Origin of the sequence: Flavobacterium buctense (genome assembly GCF_014486695.1) — a bacterium.
Taxonomy (GTDB): Bacteria; Bacteroidota; Bacteroidia; order Flavobacteriales; family Flavobacteriaceae; genus Flavobacterium; species Flavobacterium buctense.
In genome coordinates this window covers 468,497-494,807 of sequence record NZ_JACTAB010000001.1, presented here as the reverse complement: position 1 = coordinate 494,807, position 26,311 = coordinate 468,497, and the positions used below count along the sequence as shown (strand labels likewise).

At 36.6% G+C, this 26,311-nt stretch carries 24 protein-coding genes; 15 read left to right on the top strand and 9 right to left on the bottom strand.

Going from position 1 to position 26,311, the window contains the following annotated elements:
* Positions 1 to 29 precede the first annotated feature (29 nt).
* From ICG50_RS02185 to ICG50_RS02175, 3 genes are all read right to left on the bottom strand, one after another.
* Positions 30 to 2,207: a M12 family metallo-peptidase gene (locus tag ICG50_RS02185; protein WP_187659270.1), complete on the bottom strand. Its 2,178-nt coding sequence runs from the start codon at positions 2,205 to 2,207 to the stop codon at positions 30 to 32.
* A gap of 129 nt (positions 2,208 to 2,336) precedes the next feature.
* A complete protein-coding gene (locus ICG50_RS02180) occupies positions 2,337 to 2,696 on the bottom strand; it encodes a YraN family protein (RefSeq protein WP_187659269.1) in 360 nt (119 codons plus the stop codon).
* A gap of 79 nt (positions 2,697 to 2,775) precedes the next feature.
* The gene (locus tag ICG50_RS02175) at positions 2,776 to 3,672 is read right to left on the bottom strand and encodes a S66 peptidase family protein (protein ID WP_187659612.1); all 897 of its coding nucleotides are present in this window, start codon (positions 3,670 to 3,672) and stop codon (positions 2,776 to 2,778) included.
* A gap of 166 nt (positions 3,673 to 3,838) precedes the next feature.
* Between ICG50_RS02175 and metG the strand changes: the two genes are divergently transcribed.
* The 4 genes from metG to ICG50_RS02155 are packed head-to-tail and all read left to right on the top strand — an operon-like array spanning position 3,839 to position 7,772.
* Positions 3,839 to 5,896 carry a methionine--tRNA ligase gene (gene metG, locus ICG50_RS02170; protein WP_187659611.1) on the top strand — a complete coding sequence of 686 codons (2,058 nt, stop codon included), beginning with the start codon at positions 3,839 to 3,841 and terminating at the stop codon, positions 5,894 to 5,896.
* 10 nt (positions 5,897 to 5,906) lie between these two features.
* Positions 5,907 to 6,593: an HAD family hydrolase gene (locus tag ICG50_RS02165; RefSeq protein ID WP_171221139.1), complete on the top strand. Its 687-nt coding sequence runs from the start codon at positions 5,907 to 5,909 to the stop codon at positions 6,591 to 6,593.
* Positions 6,594 to 6,597: 4 nt separating this feature from the next.
* Complete coding sequence (locus ICG50_RS02160; protein ID WP_187659268.1) at positions 6,598 to 7,221, top strand: CatA-like O-acetyltransferase; 624 nt, start codon at positions 6,598 to 6,600, stop codon at positions 7,219 to 7,221.
* 29 nt (positions 7,222 to 7,250) lie between these two features.
* Complete coding sequence (locus ICG50_RS02155; protein WP_187659267.1) at positions 7,251 to 7,772, top strand: ferritin; 522 nt, start codon at positions 7,251 to 7,253, stop codon at positions 7,770 to 7,772.
* A 251-nt stretch (positions 7,773 to 8,023) separates the two neighbouring features.
* Here the strand turns inward: ICG50_RS02155 and ICG50_RS02150 are convergent, their stop codons facing one another.
* The 3 genes from ICG50_RS02150 to ICG50_RS02140 all read right to left on the bottom strand — a co-directional run bounded on the left by ICG50_RS02150 (position 8,024) and on the right by ICG50_RS02140 (position 9,510).
* Entirely contained in the window at positions 8,024 to 8,452 is a 429-nt protein-coding gene (locus ICG50_RS02150; RefSeq protein WP_187659266.1) for a hypothetical protein, read from the bottom strand.
* Positions 8,453 to 8,653: 201 nt separating this feature from the next.
* On the bottom strand, positions 8,654 to 9,094 hold the full coding sequence (locus tag ICG50_RS02145; RefSeq protein WP_187659265.1) for an HRDC domain-containing protein: 441 nt from the start codon (positions 9,092 to 9,094) through the stop codon (positions 8,654 to 8,656).
* Positions 9,095 to 9,177: 83 nt separating this feature from the next.
* Positions 9,178 to 9,510 (bottom strand): single-stranded DNA-binding protein, encoded by a 333-nt coding sequence (locus tag ICG50_RS02140; protein WP_187659264.1) that lies wholly within the window; start codon positions 9,508 to 9,510, stop codon positions 9,178 to 9,180.
* Positions 9,511 to 9,872: 362 nt separating this feature from the next.
* Between ICG50_RS02140 and ICG50_RS02135 the strand changes: the two genes are divergently transcribed.
* From ICG50_RS02135 to ICG50_RS02120, 4 genes are read left to right on the top strand one after another with little or no spacing between them, the layout of a single operon-like run.
* On the top strand, positions 9,873 to 10,223 hold the full coding sequence (locus ICG50_RS02135; protein ID WP_187659263.1) for a hypothetical protein: 351 nt from the start codon (positions 9,873 to 9,875) through the stop codon (positions 10,221 to 10,223).
* Between the two features lie 52 nt (positions 10,224 to 10,275).
* On the top strand, positions 10,276 to 12,657 hold the full coding sequence (locus tag ICG50_RS02130; RefSeq protein WP_246448707.1) for a M28 family peptidase: 2,382 nt from the start codon (positions 10,276 to 10,278) through the stop codon (positions 12,655 to 12,657).
* Positions 12,657 to 13,460 carry a Rossmann-fold NAD(P)-binding domain-containing protein gene (locus tag ICG50_RS02125; protein ID WP_187659262.1) on the top strand — a complete coding sequence of 268 codons (804 nt, stop codon included), beginning with the start codon at positions 12,657 to 12,659 and terminating at the stop codon, positions 13,458 to 13,460. Before ICG50_RS02130 ends, ICG50_RS02125 begins: the two co-directional genes overlap by 1 nt.
* Positions 13,457 to 13,702 carry a CBU_0592 family membrane protein gene (locus ICG50_RS02120; RefSeq protein WP_187659261.1) on the top strand — a complete coding sequence of 82 codons (246 nt, stop codon included), beginning with the start codon at positions 13,457 to 13,459 and terminating at the stop codon, positions 13,700 to 13,702. Before ICG50_RS02125 ends, ICG50_RS02120 begins: the two co-directional genes overlap by 4 nt.
* A gap of 21 nt (positions 13,703 to 13,723) precedes the next feature.
* On the opposite strand, the gene ICG50_RS02115 is transcribed toward ICG50_RS02120, so the two are convergent.
* Positions 13,724 to 15,775 carry a M13 family metallopeptidase gene (locus ICG50_RS02115; RefSeq protein WP_187659260.1) on the bottom strand — a complete coding sequence of 684 codons (2,052 nt, stop codon included), beginning with the start codon at positions 15,773 to 15,775 and terminating at the stop codon, positions 13,724 to 13,726.
* 140 nt (positions 15,776 to 15,915) lie between these two features.
* On the opposite strand from ICG50_RS02115, the gene ICG50_RS02110 reads away from it, so the two are divergent.
* The 5 genes from ICG50_RS02110 (at position 15,916) to ICG50_RS02090 (ending at position 21,503) form a co-directional block, all read left to right on the top strand.
* Positions 15,916 to 16,590, top strand: coding sequence for an SCO family protein (locus ICG50_RS02110; RefSeq protein WP_187659259.1), 675 nt, complete (start codon positions 15,916 to 15,918; stop codon positions 16,588 to 16,590).
* Between the two features lie 74 nt (positions 16,591 to 16,664).
* The gene (locus ICG50_RS02105) at positions 16,665 to 16,901 is read left to right on the top strand and encodes a FeoA family protein (protein WP_187659258.1); all 237 of its coding nucleotides are present in this window, start codon (positions 16,665 to 16,667) and stop codon (positions 16,899 to 16,901) included.
* Positions 16,902 to 16,907: 6 nt separating this feature from the next.
* Positions 16,908 to 19,013 carry a ferrous iron transport protein B gene (gene feoB, locus ICG50_RS02100; protein WP_187659257.1) on the top strand — a complete coding sequence of 702 codons (2,106 nt, stop codon included), beginning with the start codon at positions 16,908 to 16,910 and terminating at the stop codon, positions 19,011 to 19,013.
* 84 nt (positions 19,014 to 19,097) lie between these two features.
* Positions 19,098 to 21,332, top strand: coding sequence for a TonB-dependent receptor family protein (locus tag ICG50_RS02095; protein WP_187659256.1), 2,235 nt, complete (start codon positions 19,098 to 19,100; stop codon positions 21,330 to 21,332).
* A 45-nt stretch (positions 21,333 to 21,377) separates the two neighbouring features.
* Positions 21,378 to 21,503: a FeoB-associated Cys-rich membrane protein gene (locus ICG50_RS02090; protein WP_187659255.1), complete on the top strand. Its 126-nt coding sequence runs from the start codon at positions 21,378 to 21,380 to the stop codon at positions 21,501 to 21,503.
* Here ICG50_RS02090 and ICG50_RS02085 read toward each other — a convergent pair.
* Positions 21,500 to 22,318, bottom strand: a complete 819-nt coding sequence (locus ICG50_RS02085) for a ZIP family metal transporter (RefSeq protein ID WP_187659254.1) — start codon at positions 22,316 to 22,318, stop codon at positions 21,500 to 21,502. The genes ICG50_RS02090 and ICG50_RS02085 overlap by 4 nt on opposite strands.
* A 2-nt stretch (positions 22,319 to 22,320) precedes the next feature.
* Positions 22,321 to 22,968, bottom strand: a complete 648-nt coding sequence (locus tag ICG50_RS02080) for a metal-dependent transcriptional regulator (protein WP_187659253.1) — start codon at positions 22,966 to 22,968, stop codon at positions 22,321 to 22,323.
* A gap of 84 nt (positions 22,969 to 23,052) precedes the next feature.
* On the opposite strand from ICG50_RS02080, the gene ICG50_RS02075 reads away from it, so the two are divergent.
* Positions 23,053 to 25,101, top strand: a complete 2,049-nt coding sequence (locus ICG50_RS02075) for a TonB-dependent receptor plug domain-containing protein (protein WP_187659252.1) — start codon at positions 23,053 to 23,055, stop codon at positions 25,099 to 25,101.
* Positions 25,101 to 26,240 carry a lycopene cyclase family protein gene (locus ICG50_RS02070; protein WP_187659251.1) on the top strand — a complete coding sequence of 380 codons (1,140 nt, stop codon included), beginning with the start codon at positions 25,101 to 25,103 and terminating at the stop codon, positions 26,238 to 26,240. The genes ICG50_RS02075 and ICG50_RS02070 overlap by 1 nt, the downstream gene beginning before the upstream one ends.
* Positions 26,241 to 26,311 lie beyond the last annotated feature (71 nt).

Genomic DNA, 26,311 nt, shown 5'->3' with positions numbered 1-26,311 from the left:
GGCTTTCTTTTTATAACTAATTGTTGTGACTACATTTTCAAAATTTTGAAATTGGCCTCAACACCATTGATTTTCAATTTGAAGAAATACGTACCATTAGCAAAAGATGACATATCTACATTAGTCGTCATTTCGTTCATTTTCTGATGGAATAACAATTGGCCTTGAACATTATAAACCAATACTTCAGAAATTGGGTCTTTAGAATTAATAGTCAAATTCCCGTTGGTTGGATTTGGATAATAACTATAATCGATAAAATCTGCTTCTACTTCTCCCAAAGTTCCGGTGCAAGTGATTGTAGCATTCCAACCGGAAGCAACCACACCTTGATCGGCATAAAATTTAAAGGTCAATGAACCATCAGATGCAGTAGAATTGAAAGGATTTGGTAACGCTGAACCGGTTAAGCCACCCAAACTTAAATCTCCAAAAGTTTCATCCGGACCATTATAAATGTACAAGAAATCCCAATCTTGTTCTAGGTTAAAACTAGTGAAAGTAGCTCTTAATTTCAATCCGGGATTGGATGGCACCATCGTTCTGGTCCAAGACTCATTGTTTGTATAGTTTCCGGAAACGCCGCCTGAATCAGTAAAGGTAACATTGTTACAATAATCGGGTGCTCTGGTAGCAAATACTTGTTCTCTACTTGCCGGGGTAACATCCGTACACAATGGTCTGATTCTTACTCTGTAGTAGGCATTAGGACTTAACCCTGAAACGCTGTAACTGTTGGTTAGCACAGTATTCCATACAGCTGTTGCTGATGATGGCGTAACAGAAATTTGCCAAGTAGTATTAGAACCTATATCAATCCAAGATATTAAAGCCGAATCTGTTGTGATGTTGGTAACCATTATCTCGGTAATGGTATTGATACAAGTGTTGATACAATCTACGCTTAAACACGATTTACTGTCGATGTTATTCACTAACAATTCTGCCGGTTGCGGTCCGAAACCATTATTAAAACTAATCCCAACACCCGAGATCAAGTGACAATAGCTCATGATGGTTCCTTTTTCTTCCGGTGCTGGAATTGGTCCCAAAGGACAAGCGTTTTGATTTGGTTCATAATATCCAGCTTGTTGACCGCATCCGTCAATCGCTGTACCATTTCCATTCCAAAAACACCTATGGGTATGCGGTGATCCAAGCGAATGTCCAAATTCATGGGTAATTACTTGTACTGTCCAAGAATAAGTAGGAACCGTTGAATAAGTAAAATTGACATCCGAATAAGCATAATTATTTTGTGTACATAAAGTATTTAAATAAGCAACACCACCTAGTCCTCCGGGATCAACCCCAATTAAATGAGCTACATCACCATCAAAAACGGTTCGGGTATCACGGAAAGTACTTAGATAAGGTCCTGAAGATGTGCCAACACCATTATAAGGATCTAACTCTGTCCAAATAAAAAGAGATTTCAGTGCGGTTGAAATGCCGTCTAATTCAAATAAGGTTTGAACATTATTGGAAACAGAAGTCATCCAGTTGGTAGTTGTGGTAACATTACTACCATTATTGACATACAAATTGTTATCTACTTCATAATAAAAGGCAACACATTTCTCGGTATTTACATCTCTATTCGCATTACCGCTATTGATTTCAAATGCATCTTCGTCTTTTACTCCGCAATCAAACTGATTCAACACCTTCATTTTAGCATCCGAATAAACAATATAATTGGTTTGATTGTTAGGGATGTCTAATTTCCCAACCACCAAATTGCCTAACTCAGCACTCGAAATAATTCCGTTAAACTCCCCGTTAAAAAAATTAAAGGCCGAAACTGAATTCGTATTTCCTTTGATAATTCCGCGGTAATGCACTCCTTTTTCGTATGGAATATTTTTGCCTTTGTCGGTGTCAACGTGAAATCCTTCCACAAAGGGATTGGATTGGTATAACAAAACGGAAATGATTTGGTTTTGATACGGAATTTCTAATTCGATTGTGCCGTATCTATTGCTCACCACTTGATTGACTTTAGTCAAATCTAAGGTAGCTAATGTTGCGTCATCAACCACTTTATTCACTTCCGGATTAATGGCGTTTTGGGTTGACAACAAAACAGAAACTACTTTAAAATCTGCGTTTGATTTTTGCAAATTGGTTACTTTTTCCGCTACCTTATTTTGTGCCATCATCGAAATGGAAAGCAAAAAAGCAGCAAAGAATAAAACATTTTTCATAGCTTAGTAAGTATAGTTTTTTTGTAAAGTTATTGAAATTCAGTTCAAAACTATTTTTTATTGTAAAATTTAGTATTTGTTTATTGTTATTCACACACTTAAATAAATAACAAAAAGAAGTTATTCTAACTAAAAAAAATAAAAAGCATCTTCAATATGCTTAATTTTATAATCGCCATTTTCTTTAAAAATGGCTACAATATCAAATCGAACGTCTGTCTCCAAATCATTTGACGTTACATATTCATTTACGGCTTTGACTAACAATTGGATTTTCTTGGGTTTTACAAAATCTTGTGGCAAACCAAATTCAATTGAGGAACGCGTTTTAACCTCAATAATCGCCAGCGTATTTTCTTTTTGGGCAATGATGTCAATCTCGGCTTTTTGAAAAATCCAATTGGTTTCCAAAATAGTATAGCCGTTCTGTTGCAGAAAATCTACTGCCAATTCTTCTCCAAATTTACCTAGTTTGTTGTGTTCTGCCATTTTTCAGATTTTCAGATTTTTAGAAAGTTAGACTTCTTAGATTTTCTAACAATCTAACCTTCTAAGAAGTCTAAGTTGTCTACTCAAAAACCACTTTGCTTGTCTCAGCCGTAACTTCTATAGAAACTTGTCGCCCAAAAATCAAAGTGCGATTGTCTCGGATATGACCAGCCGGAAAATTATAAATGATGGGAATATTTAATCCTTCAACAGTGTCTTCGATGATTTCTAAAGCATTTCTTCCCCATGGAATATCGTTGTCTTTCATATCGGTCATACCACCAACGATGATGCCTTTTAAACTACTTAAACAACCGTTGCGTTTTAAATTCATCATCATGCGGTCGATGTGGTATAAATATTCGTCTAAATCTTCTATAAAAAGGATTTTATCATTACAATCAATCGCAGATTCTGAACCCAATAAACTGTATAAAATCGAAAGGTTTCCGCCAACCAGTTCGCCTTTGGCTTTGCCTATGTGATTCAGCGCATCACAATCTAAAGTGTATTGCAATTTTTCGCCAAACAATGCTGTGCATAATGAATTTTTCGCTTCATCGGTTGCTCTGGCTACACTCACCGGCATAATCGCATGCAACGATTCAATCCCCATTCGGTTCAAATGACTGTGTAAAACCGTTACATCGCTAAAACCTATAATCCATTTTGGGTTTTGCTTGAACTTAGTAAAATCTAAATTATCAATAATCTTTACGGTACCATAACCGCCGCGAACACACCAAATGGCTTTGATATTCGGATTGTCCATTTGCTCCTGAAAATCAGCTGTGCGCTGTTCGGTAGTTCCGGCCAATTGGTAATAATCTAAACCAATAGTGTTACCTATTTTGACTTTCAAACCCCAACCTTCGAGCATGTCAATCGTGGGTTTTAAATTGTCGTCTATGTTTTTTCGTGCGGTTGAAACGATGGCAATCGTGTCGCCTTTTTGGAGATATGGTGGTGTAATCATCTTTTTTTGGGAATAAGAGGAAATGGTAATTAGTGAAACTAAAATTAAAAGGATTCGCATGAATCAAAAATGATTGTAAATTGGCTGTACCAAAAGTAAACAAATCCCAAAATTAATTCGGGATTTCGTGGCTAAAAAGTTATTTTTGCTCTCTATTTCAATGATTATGTTAGAAAATCCAAAAAGATATACCATTACCGCGGCTTTGCCCTATACTAATGGACCCATTCACATCGGTCATTTGGCCGGAGTTTATGTGCCTTCAGATATTTATTCGCGTTATTTAAGATTACAAGGAAAAGACGTGGCTTTTATTTGCGGAAGCGACGAACACGGTGTGGCGATCTCTATGAAAGCCAAAAAAGAAGGCATCACACCGCAGCAAGTCATTGACAAATACGATGGTATTATTCGCAAGTCTTTTATTGATTTCGGAATTTCATTCGACAATTATTCTAGAACATCCTCTAAGATTCACCACGATACTGCTTCTGAATTTTTTAGAAAATTATACGACAACGGCGACTTCATTGAAGAAGTAACCGAACAATTATACGATGCCAAAGCGGATCAATTTTTAGCCGATCGTTTCGTAACCGGAACTTGTCCGAAATGTGAAAATCCGGAAGCTTATGGCGACCAATGTGAACGCTGTGGCTCAACTTTAAACGCAACAGATTTAATCAATCCGAAATCAACGATTACCGGTGAAACACCCATTTTAAAATCGACCAAACACTGGTTTTTACCTTTGGATCGTTATGATGATTTCTTAAAAGAATGGATCTTGGTTGGTCATGCCAAAGATTGGAAAACCAATGTATTGGGACAAGTAAAATCATGGTTAGACGATGGTTTAAAACCTCGTGCGGTTACTCGTGACTTAGATTGGGGAATCGATGTTCCCGTTGAAGGTGCGGAAGGCAAAAAGCTATATGTTTGGTTTGACGCTCCGATTGGCTACATATCATCTACCAAAGAATGGGCTGCCCGCGAAGGCAAAAATTGGGAAGATTATTGGAAAAAAGACGATACCAAACTGGTACATTTTATAGGAAAAGACAATATCGTTTTCCATTGCATCATTTTCCCGGCGATGTTGAAAGCAGAAGGTAGTTTTATTTTACCGGATAACGTTCCGGCGAATGAATTCCTGAATTTGGAAGGCAATAAATTGTCGACTTCTAAAAACTGGGCCGTTTGGTTGCATGAATATTTAATCGACTTCCCTGAAAAACAAGATGTGTTGCGTTACGCATTAACTGCAAATGCACCCGAAACCAAAGACAACGACTTTACCTGGAAAGATTTTCAGGCGAGAAATAATAACGAATTAGCGGCAATTTTTGGAAACTTCATCAATCGTGTCGTCGTTTTAACCAATAAATATTACAACGGTATTGTTCCTTCACCAAATGAATTCTCTGAGGTTGACGAGCAAACTTTAGCCGAATTAAAAGCGTATCCTGCGGTGATTTCGAGTTCCATTGAAAGATATAGATTCAGAGAAGCACAAGGTGAATTAATGAATGTAGCGCGTTTAGGAAACAAATATTTAGCCGACGAAGAACCTTGGAAAATGGTGAAAACCAATCCGGAAAGAGTTCAGACGCAAATGTATGTGGCGTTGCAAATTGCGGCCGCTTTACAAGTTTTGGCCGAACCCTTTTTACCATTTACATCGGGTAAATTATCGAAGATTTTAAAATTGAATAGCTTAAGCTGGAATTCGGTTACCGAAACTTCTGAATTAATTCCTGCCGGTCACCAAATTGGCGAAGCCGAAATTTTATTTGCCCAAATTGAAGATGCCGAAATCCAAAAACAAATAGACAAACTCGAAGCGACTAAAAAAGCCAATGTCATGGAAAACCAAGTAACTGAACCACAAAAACCAACGTCAACCTTTGAAGATTTTGCCAAATTAGATTTGCGTGTGGGAACGATTTTGGAAGCTGAAAAAATGCCGAAAGCCAACAAACTTTTGGTTCTAAAAGTCGATACCGGAATTGACGTTCGCACCATAGTTTCGGGAATTGCTGAGCATTTTTCACCGGAAGAAGTGATTGGAAAACGCGTTACCGTTTTAGTGAATTTGGCACCAAGAGCTTTGCGCGGTGTGGAAAGTCAGGGGATGATTTTGATGACCAACGACAAAGAAGGCAAATTAGTTTTCGTAAATCCGGATGCGGATGACGTGGAGAATGGTGCTTTGATTAGTTAAATTGAAACAAATGAATTTAAAAGTAATCGCTTTCGATGCCGATGACACTTTGTTTGTCAACGAGCCGTATTTTCAGGAAACGGAAGAGAAGTTTTGTGCTTTGATGAGTGATTATTTGTCTCACCAAGGCTTATCGCAGGAATTATTTAAAACCGAGATTGCCAATTTAGAACTTTACGGTTACGGAATCAAAGGCTACATCCTTTCGATGATAGAAGCTGCGATGAAGATTTCTAATAATACCATTTCCATCGAAACCATCGAAAAGATTACGGAATACGGCAAAGAATTGCTTCAAAAACCCATTGAATTATTGGATGGTGTAGAAGAAACTTTAGCAGCCTTGAACGGAAAATATAAATTAGTTGTGGCCACTAAAGGCGATTTATTGGACCAAAGAAGGAAATTACACAATTCCGGATTAGGCCATTATTTTCACCATATCGAAGTGATGTCGGACAAAAAAGAAAAAGATTATGAAGATTTGCTGAAGCGTTTGGAAATCAAAGCCGAAGAGTTTTTTATGATTGGCAATTCTTTAAAATCCGATGTATTACCGGTGTTGAACATTGGTGGTCATGCGGTACATATTCCTTTTCATACGACTTGGGAGCACGAAAAAATCAGCCACAAAGTAGAACATCCTAACTTCAAAGCTTTGGAAAAAATCACCGAAGTTTTACCTATTTTACTATAAAAAAGTGAAGCATAAATTAGATTTGGACACTTGGAACAGAAAGGAACATTTCCTGTTTTTCAAGCAAATGGAAGAGCCGTTTTTTGGTATTACTGCCCGAGTAGATTGTAGCAAAGCTTATGCAAAATCGAAAGAATTGGGCGTTTCATTTTTTACTTATTATTTACACAAAACCTTAACGGCAGTCAATGCGGTGGAGAATTTCCGTTACCGAATAATTGATGATGAAGTGTATGTTTTTGACCGAATTGACGCTTCGGCTACTATTTTACGTGAGGACAAAACCTTTGGATTTTCTTTGATGGAATATGATGACACCCTGACTGCTTTTGCCGAAATTACCCGTCAAGAAATTGCTCGAATACAAAATACTTCCGGGTTAATTACTCGAGATTTCGAAATCAATTTGATTCATTTTTCAGCAGTTCCATGGATAGATTTTTCGTCTTATTCGCATGCAAGAAGTTTTAGCTGGCCGGATAGTTGTCCGAAAATATCTTATGGCAAAATAGTTGAAGAAAACGGTCAAAAAACCATGGCGATTTCAGTTCACGTTCACCACGGATTGGTTGACGGCTATCATGTTGGGCAATTTTTAACTTTACTCCAAGAGTTGTTAAACGAATAATTTTTTAACTTTACCCAAAAAGAAAAACTATGTTACAAACTAATATTGAAAAAGCCCTTAATAATCAAATTCGCATTGAAGCAGAATCGTCACAAATTTATCTTTCAATGGCTTGTTGGGCCGAAGTACAAGGATTGGAAGGTGTTGCCCAATTTATGTTTGCGCAATCTGATGAGGAACGCCAACACATGTTAAAGTTGGTTAAATATGTAAACGAAAGAGGTTCACATGCCAACATAACTGAATTAAAAGCGCCAAAAACAAAATTTGGAACCTTCAAAGAAATGTTTGAAGAATTGTACCAACACGAGTTGTTTGTTTCCAATTCCATCAACGAATTGGTGCATATTACTTTGGGTGAAAAAGATTATGCTACGCACAATTTCTTGCAATGGTATGTGGCTGAGCAAATAGAAGAAGAAGCACAAGCCAAAACCATTTTGGATAAAATCAATTTGATAGGTGAAGACCGAGGTGGTTTGTATTTATTTGACCGCGACATTCAACAATTGGTGGTAACAAGCTCTGTTTCTTTGAACACAAAACCTTAAATTGGGTTACTACGTACTTATTGATAAATGATGCCAGGTGAGCAAGAAAGAAAAAAATAAGACCAAAGACAAGGAAAAAAAGCATAAAAAACTACTCCTTAAAACCCATAAGATAGCCGAAAACTGTAAGTCGGAATGTTGTGAGAAATTCAAAAAAGATGAAGACAAACGATGTAAAAGGTGTCCGATGTTTGATTTGCTGAAAAAACTAAATAAAATAAAAAGCCTTCACTAATTGAAGGTTTTTTTATTTAGTCGAAGTAAGTCCAATTCGAACCATCACTGATTACAATGACACTTCTTCTATTTCCTTCATACATATATACTTGAGCGCTACCGGTGGTAGAACCTTTTGGAAATAACAAGCCTGCCGTTGAAGTTAACATTGCAGTTGTAGTATTATTAATGTTCCTGATAATATAAACTCTGCCGGGATAAGTAACAGCACTTGGTAATCTAAACTCTTGATTAGTAGCTTGCGGATTGATAGAAATGTACACTCCATCATTGATATCGGTCGCCGAACCACTTCCTACGAGTGTAATCGTTTTAACCGACAAATTACCGTTAATATCCAAAGTACTTAATGGTTGAGTAGTATTTATACCCACTTGAGCCAAACCAAAATTGACGGACAATAGAGCCGGAATTAAAATCACTATAAATTTTAATTTTTGCATGTTTTTGGTCTATTTGACAGATTAACCGAAATAAATGTAATTAAATTATTGTTTAAACATTAGTTCCTAATTTTCAAATCGTTACCGAAAACGTTTTCGTGTTGACAACTTTCTATTTTTTGAGTTAATAAATTACGAAATCTAAAATAAAAAAAGGCAAAGAGTTGTCCTTGCCGTTGAAAAAATAAAAATATAATTTTTTTAAAGAGCGTTCAAAATCGCTATAATATCATCCCCATATTTCTCCGTTCTGGCTTTGCCAAAACCACTAACTTGTTCTAAATCTTCCAATGTCTTCGGATTGGATTGGGCTAATGCTATTAAATGAGCATTATGACAAATCCGGAAAGAAGACCAATCTAACTTTTGGGCCAAGTCGTTTCGCCATATTCTTAAGGCATTGAAGATTTTAGTTTCTTGCGGAGATAATTTTTCTTGTGAAGGTTTGCTAAGTGATTTGTCTTTTTCCTTCTCTTTTGGAGAATAAAAAACAACTGCTGACCAATAATCGGCAGCATTTGTGGTGACAAAATTAGTGGAAGTTAATTTTACCTCAACACTATCCAAAAACGTGTTCATCTTGGCCTGATCATCTTGGCAAAACTCTTTTGCCAATCGGATATTAAATACTTTAATATTCATCTCAATCGATTTTAGTAGGAACAATAACCCATTGAAATTCCCCATCCTGAATCACAAAATGAGGAATTCTTTGGAAACGCATTTTATTTACCTAATAACAAAATGTCGTTGATAACCACTTCGGTAACGTAGCGCTTAGTGCCGTCTTTATCGTCATAACTTCTGTGGGTTAACTTACCATCGATGGCTATCTCTTTACCTTTGGTGACATACTTTTCGATAATTTCGGCAGTTTTTCCCCAAGCGACTACTTTATGCCATTCGGTGTTTTCTACTTTTTCCCCTTTATCGTTGGTGTAATAATCATTGGTAGCGATAGTAATATTAGCTACTTTTTTTCCTCCGTCAAAGGTTTTTACTTCCGGTTCTTGTCCAACGTGACCGATTAATTGTACTCTGTTTTTCATGGCATTCATGGCGTTTAAAATTTAAAAGTTATTGTTAAAATTATTTTTCGTGTTGACTGTTGTTTCCAATCAACGAGGCAAAGTTGTTACCGTTGGAAAAAAATAGTCGGTTTCTTACCGTTTACTTTCGGTTGTAATTGTTTGTAACCGTTTGTAAACAGAAAACTTTTCTTATATTTGATTGAAATTAAACCTTTTAAGGCACAAAAGACAAAACCAATCTAGCCCTGATTGTAGTGGCATCCTTTTATACCTATTAGGTATAAAAGATAGAACGAAAAGCAGGAATATAGTAACCAAGAATGCCCGAACCATTCGCTTCTAAACCTTCGGATGAACTTTAGGACAGCGATAAAATAAATTATAAAACCATGGATAAAACCTGTTTAGAATGTAGTGAAAAAATTGTAGGCCGCGAGGACAAAAAGTTCTGTAGCGATGGTTGTCGCAATGCCTACAACAACAAAATTAACAAGGACAGCACTAATTACATGCGAAACATCAACAACAAGTTGCGCAAAAATTACCGCATCCTTTCGGAGTTGAATGGGGAAGGCAAATCGAAAACTACAAAAACCAAACTACTGAGTAAAGGATTTGACTTTGAATATCTGACCACTATTTTAAGTACAAAAACGGGAAATACATACTATTTTGTGTATGACCAAGGGTATATGCCATTGGACCATGATTTTTATGTATTAGTTAAAAAAGATATTTAGTAAATTTACCAAGTCCTTTGTTTGCATACAAAGCACAAACAACCAACCAAGAATGAAAAACAACCAACCTTCACTTTTAAGTTTTCTGTTTGTAGTAGCCGTTATTTTCGGTGTCTTTTACTTTATGATGCCGCAAGATTACGACAAAACAGAAGCGCCACTCTCTGAATTTTCTACAACAAGAGCTTTGCAAACCGTTAAAGCGATGACCGTAAAACCCCACTATGTTGGTTCCAAAAATCATGAAGCGGTGGCGCAATACCTGCAAAAGGAATTGCAAAATTTAGGCATAGAAACTTCGCTACAAGAAGGATTTACGATGACCGAAAAAGGCACTTTGGTGCAATCGAAAAACATTTTGGCCAAAATTAAAGGAACTGCCAATACTAAATCTTTGTTACTGCTTTCCCATTACGACAGTGCGCCGCATTCCTTTTCACATGGCGCTAGTGACGATGCTTCAGGTGTGGCCACCATTATAGAAAATGTTCGTGCTTTTTTGCACAATAAAACGCCTCATAAAAACGACATCATTATTCTTTTCAGTGATGCAGAAGAATTGGGGTTAAACGGTGCCGCTCTTTTTGTAACGCAACACCGTTGGGCAAAGGAAGTGGGTTTGGTGTTGAATTTCGAAGCGCGCGGTTCGTCCGGACCAAGTTATATGTTAATGGAAACCAATCAAGGAAATGCCAAAATGGTAGAAGCTTTCTGCGATGGCAAAGCCCAATATCCGGTTTCGAATTCACTGATGTACAGCATTTATAAAATGTTGCCGAACGATACTGATTTAACCGTTTTCAGAGAAGAAGGAAAAATTCAAGGATTCAATTTTGCCTTTATTGATGGCCATTATGACTACCATACTTCACAAGATAAATTGGAGCACTTAGACCCAAAATCCTTAGCACATCAAGGCACTTATTTGTTTCCGTTATTGAAACATTTTGCGAATGCCGATTTGAAAAACCTGAATTCAAGTGATGATAAGGTTTACTTTAGTGTTCCTTTTGGCTTTTTGAGTTATCCTTTTGGCTGGATTTTACCTATGGTCATTATCGGATTCGGATTGGTTTTACTGTTTTTATTTATTGGAATGGGCAAACATGTTTTGCGGATGGATGAGGTCATTAAAGGGTTTGTACCGTTATTAGGTTCCTTAATTTCTGCCGGTTTAGTAACCTATGTGGGTTGGAAATTATTACTCAATTTCTATCCTGAATACCAAGACATCCTTCACGGATTTACTTATAACGGTCACGATTACATCTATGCTTTTGTGAGTTTGACGTTAGCCATTTGCTTTTTATTCTACCAAAATAACGGCAAACGCAATCCCGAAATGAACCAAATGATTGCGCCCTTATTTTTATGGTTGCTAATCAATATCGCTATCGCTTTACAATTACCGGGAGCCGGATTTTTAATTATTCCTGTGCTTTCGAGCGCTTTGATGTTAGGCATTTTTGTATTGACGCAAAAGTCTAATTGGTTTATCAATGGTTTATTGGCTATTCCGACCTTATTTATCATCGTTCCTTTTATCCAAATGTTTCCGATAGGATTGGGATTAAAAATTTTATTTGGCACTGCCATACTAACCGTCTTAGCTTTCACATTATTGCTGCCGATTTTTGGTTCGTTTGCCCGAAAAGGCATTTGGTCTCTGGTTTTCTTTTTGTTATCGCTTGGTTTATTCATCAAAGCACATCAAGGTTCGGATTATGCTTATGGGAAAGCCAAACCAAACAGCTTGGTTTACATTTTAGATGCCGATGACAAAAAAGCACATTGGGCTACTTATGATGTCAATTTAGACGAATGGACGAAAGGGTATTTAGGCGAAAAACCGAAAAGTGGTGCAACTTTAAACACCAACAAATTGTACAGTAAATATGGTTCGCAATATACCTTTATGGCGTCAGCACCAGTTAAAAACATCGCCAAACCAACCATAGAATTCTTACGAGATACTTTGCAAGGCAACCAACGTTTGTATCGAATCAGAATCACACCAAACCGAAAGGTAAATCGTTACGATCTTTTCAATAATAACAACATCACCATTAATAACTTTATAGCCAATGGTGTAAAATCTATCAACTTTAAAAGCAATATTTCAAGCAAAACCAGTGGGAAATTGTTGAGTTATTATGTGGTTGATAATCTTCCCTTAGAATTGAGTTTTTCGATTCCTGCCGATAAAAAACTGGATTTAAATTTGGTGGAAAGTTCGTTTGATTTGATGACCAATTCATTATTTAACATAACTCCAAGAAGATCATGGATGATACCAACACCATTTGTTTTAAATGACGCCGTTATTATTCGACAAAAAGTTAAAGCTTCTCCCAAAAGCCTTGAGGCTAAACCTGTCTTTCGTAGGGCAACACAAAAAGACAGTCTAACCGTTGTGGTTGACAGTATACGATAATGAAAAACATCAGCATTTTAGGTTGCGGTTGGCTGGGTTTACCTTTAGCGAAATCTTTATTGACAAAAGGGTTTTCGGTGAAAGGTTCGACGACTTCATTAGATAAAATTTCTGTATTGCAGAACACCGGAATTAACGCTTTCCAAGTTGTTTTATCCGAAAACGAAATCAGTGGTGACATAGACTCTTTTTTATCCAATTCCGAAATTTTAATTATAGACATTCCGCCTAAAGTAAGAGGAAATTCACGGGGAAATTTTGTGGCTAAAATTCAACTGCTAATTCCGTTTATTGAAAAAACCAAAGTAAAGAAAGTGCTTTTTGTGAGTTCGACTTCGGTTTATCCCGATGATAATTCCATCATCACAGAAGATACAAAACTGCAACCGGATTCCGAAAGCGGAAAACAATTAGTAGAAGTTGAACTCATTTTACAAAGCAATCCGAACTTCAAAACCACAGTAATTCGTTTCGGCGGCTTACTTGGCGAAGACCGGCATCCGATTCATTTTTTAGCCGGAAGACAAAACCTGGAAAATCCGGAAGCACCTATTAATTTGATTCATCAAATAGATTGTGTCGGCATTATTGAACGTGTTATTAAAGAAGATTGTTTTGGCGAAACCTTTAATGCTGTAACGCCATTTCACCCAACGCGAAAAGACTATTACATTCAAAAAGCAATAGCATTCAACTTAGCTTTGCCTAAGTTTGACGAAAGTAAATCTTCTTTGGGAAAAACTATTTTGAGTGATAAAATTGAAGGGGTTTTGAATTACGAATTTCAAAACAAAATCTTATGAACACAAACGATATCATTGGAACAATTGGTGTTGGATTAATTCTTATCGCCTATTTTTTAAACATCTTTTCTTGGATTAAAAAAGACGGTGTTTTGTTTTTTGTACTGAATATAATTGGGGCAAGTATCGCTTGTTATGCTTCGGTTTTAATCCGTTTTTGGCCCTTCATAATTCTCGAAGGAACTTGGGCAATTGTAAGTGTCATTGGCTTACTAAAAACCATAAAAAAACCTCAAGAATAAACTTGAGGTCTTTAATTTTTCTTACCAGATTTTAACTCGTTTATCCGGCTCAACGTACATACCATCACCCGGTTTGATATCGAAAGCTTGGTAAAAAGTTTCCAAGTTCAACAACGGCACATAAGCCCTGTACATTCCCGGTGAATGCGGATCGGTTTTCACTTGATTTTTTATAGCTTCGTCTCTCATTTTACTTCTCCAAATGGTAGCCCAAGAAATAAACAACCTTTGCTCCGGTGTGTAACCGTCAATTAATCCCGGATTCCCATTTTCTTTTAAATACAATTGCAATCCGTCATAAGCTGCATTTATGCCACCTAAATCTCCGATGTTTTCTCCTAAAGTAAATTTACCATCTACGCGGATTCCCGGAAGTGGTTCTAAAGCAGAATACTGATCTGCCAAAGCATTTCCTAAGGCAGTAAATTGTTTCAAATCTTCGTCTGTCCACCAATTCACCAAGTTCCCATCAGCATTATATCTGGAACCCGAATCGTCAAATCCGTGTGAAATCTCATGACCAATGACCGCGCCAATACCGCCATAATTCACCGCTTCGTCGGCTTTGTAATCATAAAATGGGGGTTGCAAAATAGCTGCAGGAAAAACAATTTCGTTATTAGACGGATTGAAATACGCATTTACCGTTTGAGGCGACATTCCCCATTCAGTTTTGTCTACCGGTTTGCCTAATTTTTCTAGGTTTCTCTTGAAATTCCAATTGGTAATGCTCATGGCATTGTCAAAATAAGTTCCGCCTTCATCCACACCTTTTATGGTCAATGCCGTATAGTCTTTCCACTTGTCGGGATAACCAATTTTGATCGTCATTTTATTCAACTTTTCTATAGCGTTGATTTTGGTTTGTGGCGACATCCAAGTTAAATTATTAATTCTGTTTTCATAAGCTGTAATGACATTTCTAATCATTCTTTCCGCTTTTGTTTTGGCTTCAGCCGGAAACATTTTCTCTACGTATAGTTTACCCAATGCTTCTCCGGTAGCGCCATTAATTACTTGAAGCGCTCTTTCATTCAACGGTCTTTGTTTCACAGCGCCACTCAGGGTTTTGCTGTAAAAATCCCAATTGGCTTTTTCAATTGTAGTCGATAACTTGCTTGCTGCATCATTTAGCAACGTCCAACGCATGTAGGCTTTCCAATCTTCTACTTTATTTTGGGAGAGAATTTCTTGTAAAGCTTCCATGTATCTTGGTTGGGCAACAATAACAGAATCTGTTTTTGGCAATCCGATACCAGTGATGTATGCATCCCAATTAATCGCTGGTGTTAATTTTTGCAAATCGGCCACCGTCATTGGGTTGTACGTTTTTCTTCGATCTCTTCTTTCTACACGGTCTAATCTTGGTTTCGACATAGTGATTTCCAAGTCTAGTATTTTTACAGCATTTTTCTTGGCATCTACCGGTTTGTCTCCAATGAGTTGAAGCATTTTAACTAAGTGATCAACATATTTATCTCTTTTCCCTTTAGAATCAGCATCTTCGGAAACATAATAATCTCTGTCAGGTAATCCTAAAGAACCCGGTCCGACATTAACCACATTTCTGTTGCTGTTTTTAGCATCGGTTCCTACACCAACACCAAAAAATCCTATCCCGCCTTTGGAGGCCATTTCAATCATCAACTTTTGCAAATCGGCCACATTTTTTACCGCATTGATTTTGTCCAAATAAGGTTTCAAAGGTTTTATCCCGGCTTTATTTCGAGCCACGGTATCCATAATCGATTTGTAAAGATTGATGGCTTTTCCTTGATCGGTATTTGATTTATAGGCCGGATTTTTTGAAGCCTCTTCCAAAATGGCTAAGGCATCAATATCGGTTTTTTGTCGCAACTCATCAAAACTGCCCCATCGAACTCGGTCAGCCGGAATTTCAGTGTTTTTAACCCAAGTACCGTTAACAAAATTGAAAAAATTATCATTGGGTCTAACTGATTTATCCATCAATGACAAATCAATTCCGGGCTTTTTCTCTTGCGCATTGATTTGAATAAAGCTAGCCAACATAACGGTAGCCAGTAATGCTCTTGATGTGGTATTTTTTTTCATAGAAATTGAATTTTTTTGTTAGTTTTTACAAATTTATCGAATATCATTTTAGAAATGCATATTTAACAAAATTATAAGTGTTGATTAGTTTTAAAAACAAGTTTGATTGACATAGCTTTTGTATTTTTGCTAAAAAAAGAATGCTTGATTTTATTAAAAAATACCGAATCTTTATTGGCACTTTCGTCATCTTCTCTATCATAACAGTTTCGCTTTTTTACCATGTTTTAAAACCAAGCAAAAGACTTCCGATATTCAATCCGGCCGATGTGAATCCGGAATTGGTGGACAGCACCGTGCAATATGTTGAGAAATACCATAAAATAGCTGACTTTTCCTTTACCAATCAAAATGGGGAAACCATTACTCAAAAAGATTATGAAGGTAAAATATATGTAGCCGATTTTTTCTTTACGACTTGTGGCTCTATTTGCCCTGTAATGAGTAAAAACATGATTGATGTGCAAAAAGCATTTTTGAATAACCCAAAAGTAATGCTGTTGTCACACAGTGTAACACCTGAGATTGACAGTGTTCCCATTTTAAAGAAATATGCAATAAAACATGGTGTCGATGATGCTAAATGGAATTTAGTTACCGGTGACAAAAAGGAAATTTATGCTATGGCACGTAAATCTTATCTGGCAGTAAAATTGGGCAAACCCGAAGAACTTTATGATATGGTTCACACCGAAAATTTTGTCTTGGTTGATGCCCAAAAAAGGGTTCGCGGATTTTATGACGGCACTAAAAAAGAAGACATTCAAAAATTAATAGCCGACATTAATTGGTTGTTGGAAGACGATAAAAATTAGTTAAACTGACAATTATCATTCGGTTTTCTTTTTTTATCCCTACTTTTGTAATCTTAATTCAATCTAAATAAGCATTGAAAACTACTGTTGATTTATTAAAAATTGGAGACAAAGCTGTCATCACTTATGTTGATTTAGATAAAATCCCACTAAAACTGTTAGAAATGGGTTGTTTGCCTGATAATGACATCGAAATTATTCAAATTGCACCGCTTGGCGATCCCATTTACATCAATGTTAACAACGGTTCACATTTAGCCATAAGAAAAGAAACGGCTCATGAAATTAAAGTTGAAATCCTTGACAAATAATCAAAAATGAGTCTCCAAAACATCACCGTTGCGCTTATTGGAAATCCAAATACCGGAAAAACTTCGGTGTTCAATCAACTTACCGGATTGAATCAACAGGTTGGAAATTATCCCGGGATCACGGTAGATAAAAAACTTGGTTTTTGTAAATTACCCAACAACATCAAAGCCAATATTCTCGACTTACCCGGAACTTATAGTTTGAATGCCAGTTCGATTGATGAAAATGTAGTTATTGAATTATTGCTCAACAAAAATGACAAGCTTTTTCCGGATGTAGCTGTCGTGGTAACCGATGTTGAAAACCTAAAAAGAAACTTGTTGCTTTTTACCCAAATAAAGGACTTAGAAATTCCAACCATTTTGGTCATTAACATGTCAGACCGAATGAAACCGAAAGGAATTACGTTGGATATTCCTTATCTGGAAGAACAATTAAAAACTAAAATCGTTTTGGTCAGTACCCGAAAAGAGGTAGGCATAGACGAATTAAAAAACACCATAGTTGATTATAAAAATCTTTCTACAGAACCTTGTTTAAATGCTTCCAGCATTGATATTGACTATTTTAACAAATTAAGAAATGCTTTCCCAAACCAACTGTTGTATAAACTTTGGTTAGTGATTACTCAGGATGTTAATTTTCTGAATTTGGAGCGAAAGGAAATTCAAAGCTCTTTTGCCAAATCGCATTCGGAGCTAAAACGTTTGCAACAAAAAGAAACCATCAAGCGTTATCAATTCATCAACGATACTTTAAAAATCGGGCAACAAATAGATTCTGCAAAAGCTACTGATTTGCGTTCAAAATTGGACAAAATTTTGACGCATAAGATTTTCGGTTATGCCATTTTCTTTGGAATACTGTTGCTGATTTTCCAATCTATTTTTGATTGGTCTAGCATACCGATGGAATTTATTGACAGCACTTTTGCCAATTTGGCGAATTATGCTAAAAACAATCTTCCTTCGGGTGAATTTACCAATTTAATCTGTGAAGGAATTATTCCCGGAATTGGCGGTATTGTGATTTTCATTCCACAAATTGCTTTTTTATTTCTATTTATTTCGGTGCTCGAAGAAAGCGGCTATATGAGTCGTGTAGTTTTTTTGATGGACAAAATCATGCGCCGTTACGGACTTTCCGGTAAAAGTGTTGTGCCTTTAATTTCAGGAACAGCCTGTGCAATTCCGGCAATTATGAGTGCGCGAAATATTGAAAACTGGAAAGAACGATTGATTACGATATTGGTCACACCTTTCATAACTTGTTCGGCTCGTTTACCGGTTTATGCAATTTTAATTGCCTTAATCATTCCCGAAAAAAGATTGTTTGGTTTTTTCAGTTTACAAGGAGCTACTTTAATGGTACTGTATCTTTTGGGTTTTGGAATGGCTATATTCTCAGCTTACATATTGAATAAAATATTAAAACTGAAAGCCAAATCGTATTTCGTAGTAGAAATGCCTAATTACAAATTACCGCTATTCAAAAACGTAGCGATTAACGTAATTGAGAAAACCAAAGCGTTTGTTTTTGGTGCCGGAAAAATCATTTTAGCCTTGTCAATTATCCTCTGGTTTTTAGGTTCTCACGGACCCAAAAAAGGGTTTGATAATGCAGAAAGTATCATTATTAAGAAAGTGAAAATGGAAAATCGCTTGGATGATGCTGACTATGTAAACAATCAAATCAGCTCTTATAAACTTGAGAATTCCTATATAGGTATCATGGGAAAATCTATTGAACCTATAATTGAACCTTTGGGTTATGATTGGAAAATAGGAATTGCAGTAGTAAGTTCGTTTGCCGCTCGTGAAGTTTTTGTCGGAACCTTGGCAACCATTTACAGCGTTGGAAGTCACGGCGATGAAGAAACCACCATCAAAAACCGCATGAATGCTGAAGTTCATCCTGATGGTAGGAAGGTTTTCAACTTTGCTACAGGAATTTCGCTATTACTTTTTTATGCTTTCGCAATGCAGTGTATCAGTACTTTGGCGATTGTGAAAAAAGAAACCAACAGTTGGAAATGGCCGATAATCCAATTGGTTTTCATGAGTGGTTTTGCTTACTTAACAGCGCTTATTGCCTATCAATTCTTGAAATAAATTTTCTTTAAAAAATCATTATTTTTATTTTGTCTAAATAAATATATACATTATTTTTGCTGCATAGAATCAATCTAAATAAAAATGCGCCCAATATCTCTTCTCTTTTTTTCTTGGCTTATAATTGCAAATGCAAACGCCCAAGATCAGTATAAAATAGAAAATGACACTGTCAAAACCTTAGCACCGGTTGTTATCATAGCCAAGCAACAAAGTCCAGAAAGAATGGCTGAAATCAAAGACAACGTCATTTATTCAGGCAAAAAAAATGAAGTTTTAAAACTGTCTAATATCAACGGAAACTTAACGAATAATAATGCTCGTGAAATTTTCGCCAGAATTCCCGGTGTAACCATATGGGAAAACGAAGGCTCCGGAATACAAATCAACGTAGGCGTTAGAGGGTTAAGTCCTAATAGAAGTTGGGAGTTAAACACACGCCAAAACGGTTATGATATTTCCTCGGATGTTTTTGGTTATCCCGAAGCTTATTACAATCCTCCTTTAGAAGCAGTTGAAACCATAGCATTAGTTCGCGGTGGCGCTTCATTACAATTTGGCCCGCAATTTGGCGGAATGTTGAATTACATCTTGAAAAGAGAAACGAAAAAGAAATTCTCTTTTGAAACTCAAAACACCATAGGAAGCTATGGTTTGATGAGTAGCTATAATGCTATCGGTGGAAAGTTCAAAAAGTTTTCATATTATCTGTATAATCATTCGAGAAGTGCCGAAGGATGGCGAGAAAATAGCGAATACACTGTTCGCAATACTCATGCTTTTGTTGAATACAGATTTAATGACAAAACTAAACTATCCGCAGAGTACACTAATATGGATTATCAAATGCAACAAGCGGGTGGCTTAACTGATGAACAATTTAATGACAATCCTAGACAGTCTTTTAGAGACCGAAATTGGTTTGGCACTCCATGGAACGTTTTCTCTTTACAATTAGACACTAAAATAAACGACAAATTATCGTCTAACACTACCTTTTTTGGTTTAATTGGCGAACGAAACAGTGTTGGTTTTACCGCAACTCCTAACGTTGAAGATGTCATAAATCCGGCAACCAATGACTATGCCAACAGAAGAGTAGACCGTGATTATTACAAAAACTTTGGGGTAGAAAACCGAAATATTTACCAATATAAATTGGGCCAAACAAAAAACAATCTCGCCTTTGGTGTCCGTTTGTACCAAGCAAATACCAATCGCGTCCAAGAAGGTAGAGGAACAACCGGTTCTGATTTTGACTTAACCATTGATGGTGAATTTGCACGTGATTTGGATTTTACCACAAGAAATGTAGCTGTTTTTGCTGAAAATCAATTTAAAATAAGTGAGCAATTTAGTGTAACTCCGGGGATACGTTATGAAAACATAAATTCAACCGCTGATGGCCGTTTTGGATTCAATGCAGGGAATGAGATTACGCTACCCAACAAAACAATATCCAGAAATCAACCATTATTTGGTTTAGGAATAGAATACAAGTTTAGAACTACTAATATATATGCAAACATTACTCAGGCCTACCGACCGGTTTTGTTTTCAGATTTAACCCCACCGGCAGTTACTGATGTGATTGATCCGAATTTAGAAGACGCAAATGGTTATAACACTGATTTTGGATTCCGGGGAACCTACAAAAACTACTTAAATTTTGATTTTAGTTTGTTTTATTTGAGCTACAATAATAGAATTGGCGGCATAAGACAATTTGTAAATAATGACCCTACACAAGGTACTTATCTTTACAGAACAAATTTAGGCGCTACAGTAAACAAAGGTATTGAGGGCTTTTTTAACGTTAATATTACCCGTTTCTTCGAAATTGAGAAACCCTATGGTAACCTTGATTTCTTTGCGTCAGTAAGTTTTATTGATAGTCGTTATACGGATTTTAAAATCTCTTCAGCCTCAGGAACAGCACCCAACGTAACGATAACTGAAAGTAATTTGTCGGGAAATAGAGTAGAAAATGCTCCTAGGTACATACACAACTTTGGTCTTTCATGGGGAAATAATAATATTTCCACTACCATACAATACAGAATGTCCGGTAAAATATTCACAGACGCAAACAATACAAAAACACCTTCAGCTAATGGTGTAACCGGTTTGTTAGAAGATTACAACGTATTAGATTTTTCCGCAGAATACAAATTCTTGAAAAACTATAACCTTCGTACCGGTATCAATAATTTGTTCGATAATGAATATGCCACACGAAGAGCCGGAGGTTACCCTGGTCCCGGAATATTACCCGGAGAAGGCAGAACAATTTACATTTCAATAGGTGCTAAATTTTAACTTAAAAAGGTTCTCCATAAACAGAGAACCTTATACTTTTGTACGATGGATTTTCAAGAAATAGGAGTTTATATTGTTGTTCTACTTGCTGTTGGCTTTCTGGTTAGAAAATATATTTGGAAACCCAAGTCAAAGAAAAACTGTGGAAATGATGACTGTGGTTGTCATTAGCCCAAAGCAACGTCTAAAGTCATCATCACGATAAATCCTCCTATAAATCCTAAGGTGGCAATGTCTGTATTTTTATCTTGCTGTGTCTCCGGAATCACTTCTTCTACTACAACAAATATCATTGCACCGGCTGCAAAAGCCAAAGCATAAGGCAAAATTGGTATAAAAAAGATAACCGCAACTGCGCCTAAAACTCCCGCAATGGGTTCTACGATAGCTGAAGATTGTCCGTACATAAAACTCTTCCAACGGCTCATACCCATTCGACGTAACGGCATCGAAACTGCAATTCCTTCAGGAAAATTTTGAATTCCGATTCCAATCGCTAAAGTAACCGCTCCGGCAATTGAGGCTTCCGGAATTCCTGCGGCTACTCCGCCAAAAAGCACTCCAACAGCCAAGCCTTCAGGAATATTGTGTAAAGTTATGGCTAGAACCAATAAAGTAGTTCGCTGCCATGGCGATTTTATCCCTTCGGTTTCTTTGAAGTTTATGTGCAAATGCGGTAGAATTTTGTCTAAACCAAAAATAAATAAAGCGCCCATTAAAAATCCAACCGAAGCCGGAATAACTTTTACAAATCCTTCGCCTTCACTCATTTCAATGGCTGGTGCCAACAAACTCCAAAAACTCGCCGCCACCATCACACCGCCTGTAAAACCCAGCATTCCATCAAGTACTACGCGATTCATATTCTTAAAAAAAAACACAAACGAAGCACCAAGCGCCGTCAAAAACCAAGTGAACATAGTGGCATAAAAAGCGGCCAAAATCGGGTCAATACTTTCAAAATAGTCTATTACTGATTGGTACATAATTATTGAACGTATAAGTTATTAGCAATTTTATTCGAGATAATTTTCTCTTGTGAATTGACTTCGACCGTCAAAGTATCATCAAAACTTTCTTTTTCGATTACTTTAAAAGTAGAGCCCAAAGCAATTTTTTGTTTGTCTAAATATTTTAAAAACTCCGAAGAAGAATCTTTCACACCGATGCAAAAATATTCTCGGTTCAATTCGGCCTCAGAAAGCAATAATTTATTGACTTTTTGAATCACCCCTTTTTCATTCGGAATGGGATCACCATGCGGGTCAAACGCCGGAAATCCTAGAAAAGCATCTAATTTATTAATCAAAGCTTCCGACTTGATGTGTTCCAATTCTTCGGCAATTTCATGCACCTCATCCCAATTGAAAGCCAATTTCTCCACCAAAAAAACTTCCCACAAACGATGCTTTCTCACTATCATTTTGGCCGAAAGCAGACCGTTTTCAGTCAAACTTACGCCCTGGTATTTTTGATACGAAACCAAATCCTTTTCAGACAGCTTCTTCAACATATCCGTAACCGAAGATGCTTTGGTTTCTAACATTCCGGCAATAGCGTTAGTATTTACGCCTTTTGGAGAAACCAATGACAGATGATAAATAACCTTAATATAATTTTCTTCGGATATGGTCATACTTGCTTTTTTACAAATATATTTTATTTTTTTAATATAAATAAAAATTAATTTTTAGTTTTGTCTAAATTTTTATTTTGCTTAATGAAAAAGTTTGTTTTACTAACGATTGTCTTTAGCTTCAATTACTTGATAGCTCAAGTAAAAGATACGATTCCTGAAAATTCAAAATCCGAAACCTTGGATGAAGTTGTCGTTTCGGGAACATTAAAACCGGTTTCAAGATTGGAAACTCCGGTTCCCGTGGAAATTTATACGACGACATTTCTAAAGAAAAATCCAACTTCCAATGTATTTGAAGCGCTACAAAATGTGAATGGCGTTCGACCACAATTGAACTGTAACATTTGCAGTACCGGTGACATTCATATTAATGGATTAGAAGGTCCGTACACCATGGTAACTATTGACGGAATGCCCATCGTAAGTGCTCTTTCAACCGTTTACGGCTTATCCGGAATTCCGAATTCAATGATTGACAGAATAGAAATTATAAAAGGTCCAGCCTCAAGTTTGTACGGTAGTGAAGCCGTTGGCGGATTGATTAACATCATTACCAAAAAAACCAAAAATGCACCTTTATTTTCAGCTGATGTATTCTCGACTTCTTGGTTGGAAAACAATATCGATTTGGGTTTTAAAGCCAATGTCGGACAAAAAGCCGAATCGTTATTGGGACTAAACTATTACAATTACAATAGCCCAATTGATAACAACAACGATAATTTTACCGATGTGACGCTTCAGGAAAGAATCTCGATTTTTAACAAATGGAATTTCAACAGAAAGAATCAAAAAGAATTTACCATCGCCGGAAGATTTTTTTACGAAGATCGTTGGGGTGGCGAAATGCAATGGAACAAAAGTTACCGCGGTGGCAACGAAGTTTATGGAGAAAGCATTTATACGACAAGATTTGAGTTGTTGAGCAAATACCAATTGCCAACCAAGGAAGATATGTTTTTAACTTTTTCGGCTACGTCGCATGACCAGAATTCGGTTTACGGAACGACTTTGTATTTGGCGCAGCAAAAAATTGCTTTCGGACAATACCTTTGGGACAAAAAATTGAAAAATCACAATTTATTATTAGGCGCAGCCATTCGACACCAATATTATAACGACAATACAACCGCAACAATTACTGCCGAAAAGACTAATATTTACAGTGCATTTTTGCAAGACGAAATAAAATTAGCCGAAAAACACCATTTGCTTTTGGGTGCAAGATATGATTACAACAACAATCACGGGCACATTTTCACGCCACGCATCGCCTACAAATGGAATCCGACCAAGAATGACGTTTTCAGAATCAATGCCGGAACCGGATTTAGAATTGTCAATTTATTTACCGAAGAACACGCCGCTTTGACCGGTTCGAGAGAAGTAGTAATTACCGAAAACTTAGCTCCCGAAAAGTCGTATAACGTCAATTTCAATTACCTAAAAAAATTCAGGTTTGACAACGCCACTTTCCTGGGAATTGAGTTATCCACTTGGTACACTTATTTCACCAATCAAATCATCCCGGATTATGACACTAATCCGAACCAAATTATTTACCAAAACCTGAATGGTTACTCAGAAGCCTTTGGTATCAGCGGCAATGTTGATTTGGTTACACCTTATGGATTTAAAGCCATAATCGGGTTCACGGTTTTAGATCCAAAAAATGTAAAAAATGGTGTCGCAACCCAACCGGTTTTAACCGAAAAGTACAGTGTGAATTGGGCTTTAACCTACGACATTCCCGATTGGTTCTTGTCGATTGATTACACCGGAAATCTTTATGGCCCGATGCGATTGCCACTTTTGGGACCGCTTGATCCAAGAGATGACTATTCAAAACCGTGGAGTTTGCAGAACATCCAATTTACTTATAAAAAATTCCGTAATTTTGAACTTTACGCGGGAATCAAAAACATATTGAATTGGACGCCCAACAAAGGAAATCCGTTTCTAATTGCCAGAGCAGAAGATCCTTTTGACGAAAATGTCGATTACGATGCCAACGGAAATGTGATGGCAACACCGTCAAATCCTTATGCGCTAACCTTTGACCCGAGTTACGTTTACGCACCCAATCAAGGCATCAGAGGATTTCTGGGATTGAGATATACACTTTATTAATGAAACACTACCATTACATTTTTACCGGCGCCGGTTTATCCGCTTTGATGACGGTTTATGAAATGGTCCTTTCCGGAAAATTCAAAGACAAATCCATTCTTTTAATTGACGAGAATTCAAAAAAAACCAACGACAGAACTTGGTGTTTTTGGGATGATAAAGGTCTGTATGATGATTTGGCTTCCGCCCAATGGAACGCCGCTTGGTTCAAAAACGAGTACTTTGAAAGACAACTAAATCTAAATCCGTACCAATACAAAATGGTCAAAGGATTGGATTTTTACAATCGTGTTTTCGAACTGATTTCCAAAGAAGAAAACATCACTTTTTTAAATCAAAAAGTAATCGATTTTCAAGAATTGGGACATCATTGCGTAGTCAAAACAAATTCAGAAAGTTTTACTTGTAACCAAATTTTCAATTCCATTTTCAATCCGGAATTGGTTAAAACTCAAACCAAATATCCTTTTTTACACCAACATTTTATAGGTTGGTTTATCAAAAGCAAAGAAGCCGTTTTCAATCCCGATTGTGCAACTTTCATGGATTTTTCGGTGGAGCAAAAAGGCAATACTCGATTTATGTACGTCTTGCCAACATCCGAAACCGAAGCTTTGTTGGAATACACTTTGTTCTCGAAAGATTTGTTGTCAAAAGTCGAGTACGAAACCGAAATCCAAAACTACATCCAAAAACTCGGTATAACCGATTACGAAATCATCGAAAAAGAACAAGGCAATATCCCGATGACATGTTATCCGTTTTGGCAACACAATTCGAAAAACATGCTCAATATTGGTTCAGCCGGCGGTTGGACGAAAGCCAGTACAGGTTATACTTTTAAAAATACGGTCAAAAAATCACAAGCTTTGGTTCAATTTTTGTCTAAAGAAACCAACTTGACTAAATTTCACAAAGCCGATAAATTTTGGTTTTATGATTTGCTTCTTTTAGATATTTTAGACCAAAAAAACCATCTAGGTTCAACCATTTTTTCGGCGATGTTTGAAAAAGGAAATGCCACGGTTATCTTTAAGTTTTTAGATGAGGAAACCTCTTTTTGGGAAGATTTACAAGTCATTTGGAAATGCCCGAAAATGCTTTTCATTAAAGCATTGCTCCGCAGAATTATGCGGTAATCTCTCTACTGAACAAATGTTAAACTTTATAAAAAACAACGCAGGTTCCAAAAGTTCTCTTTAGTTTTGTC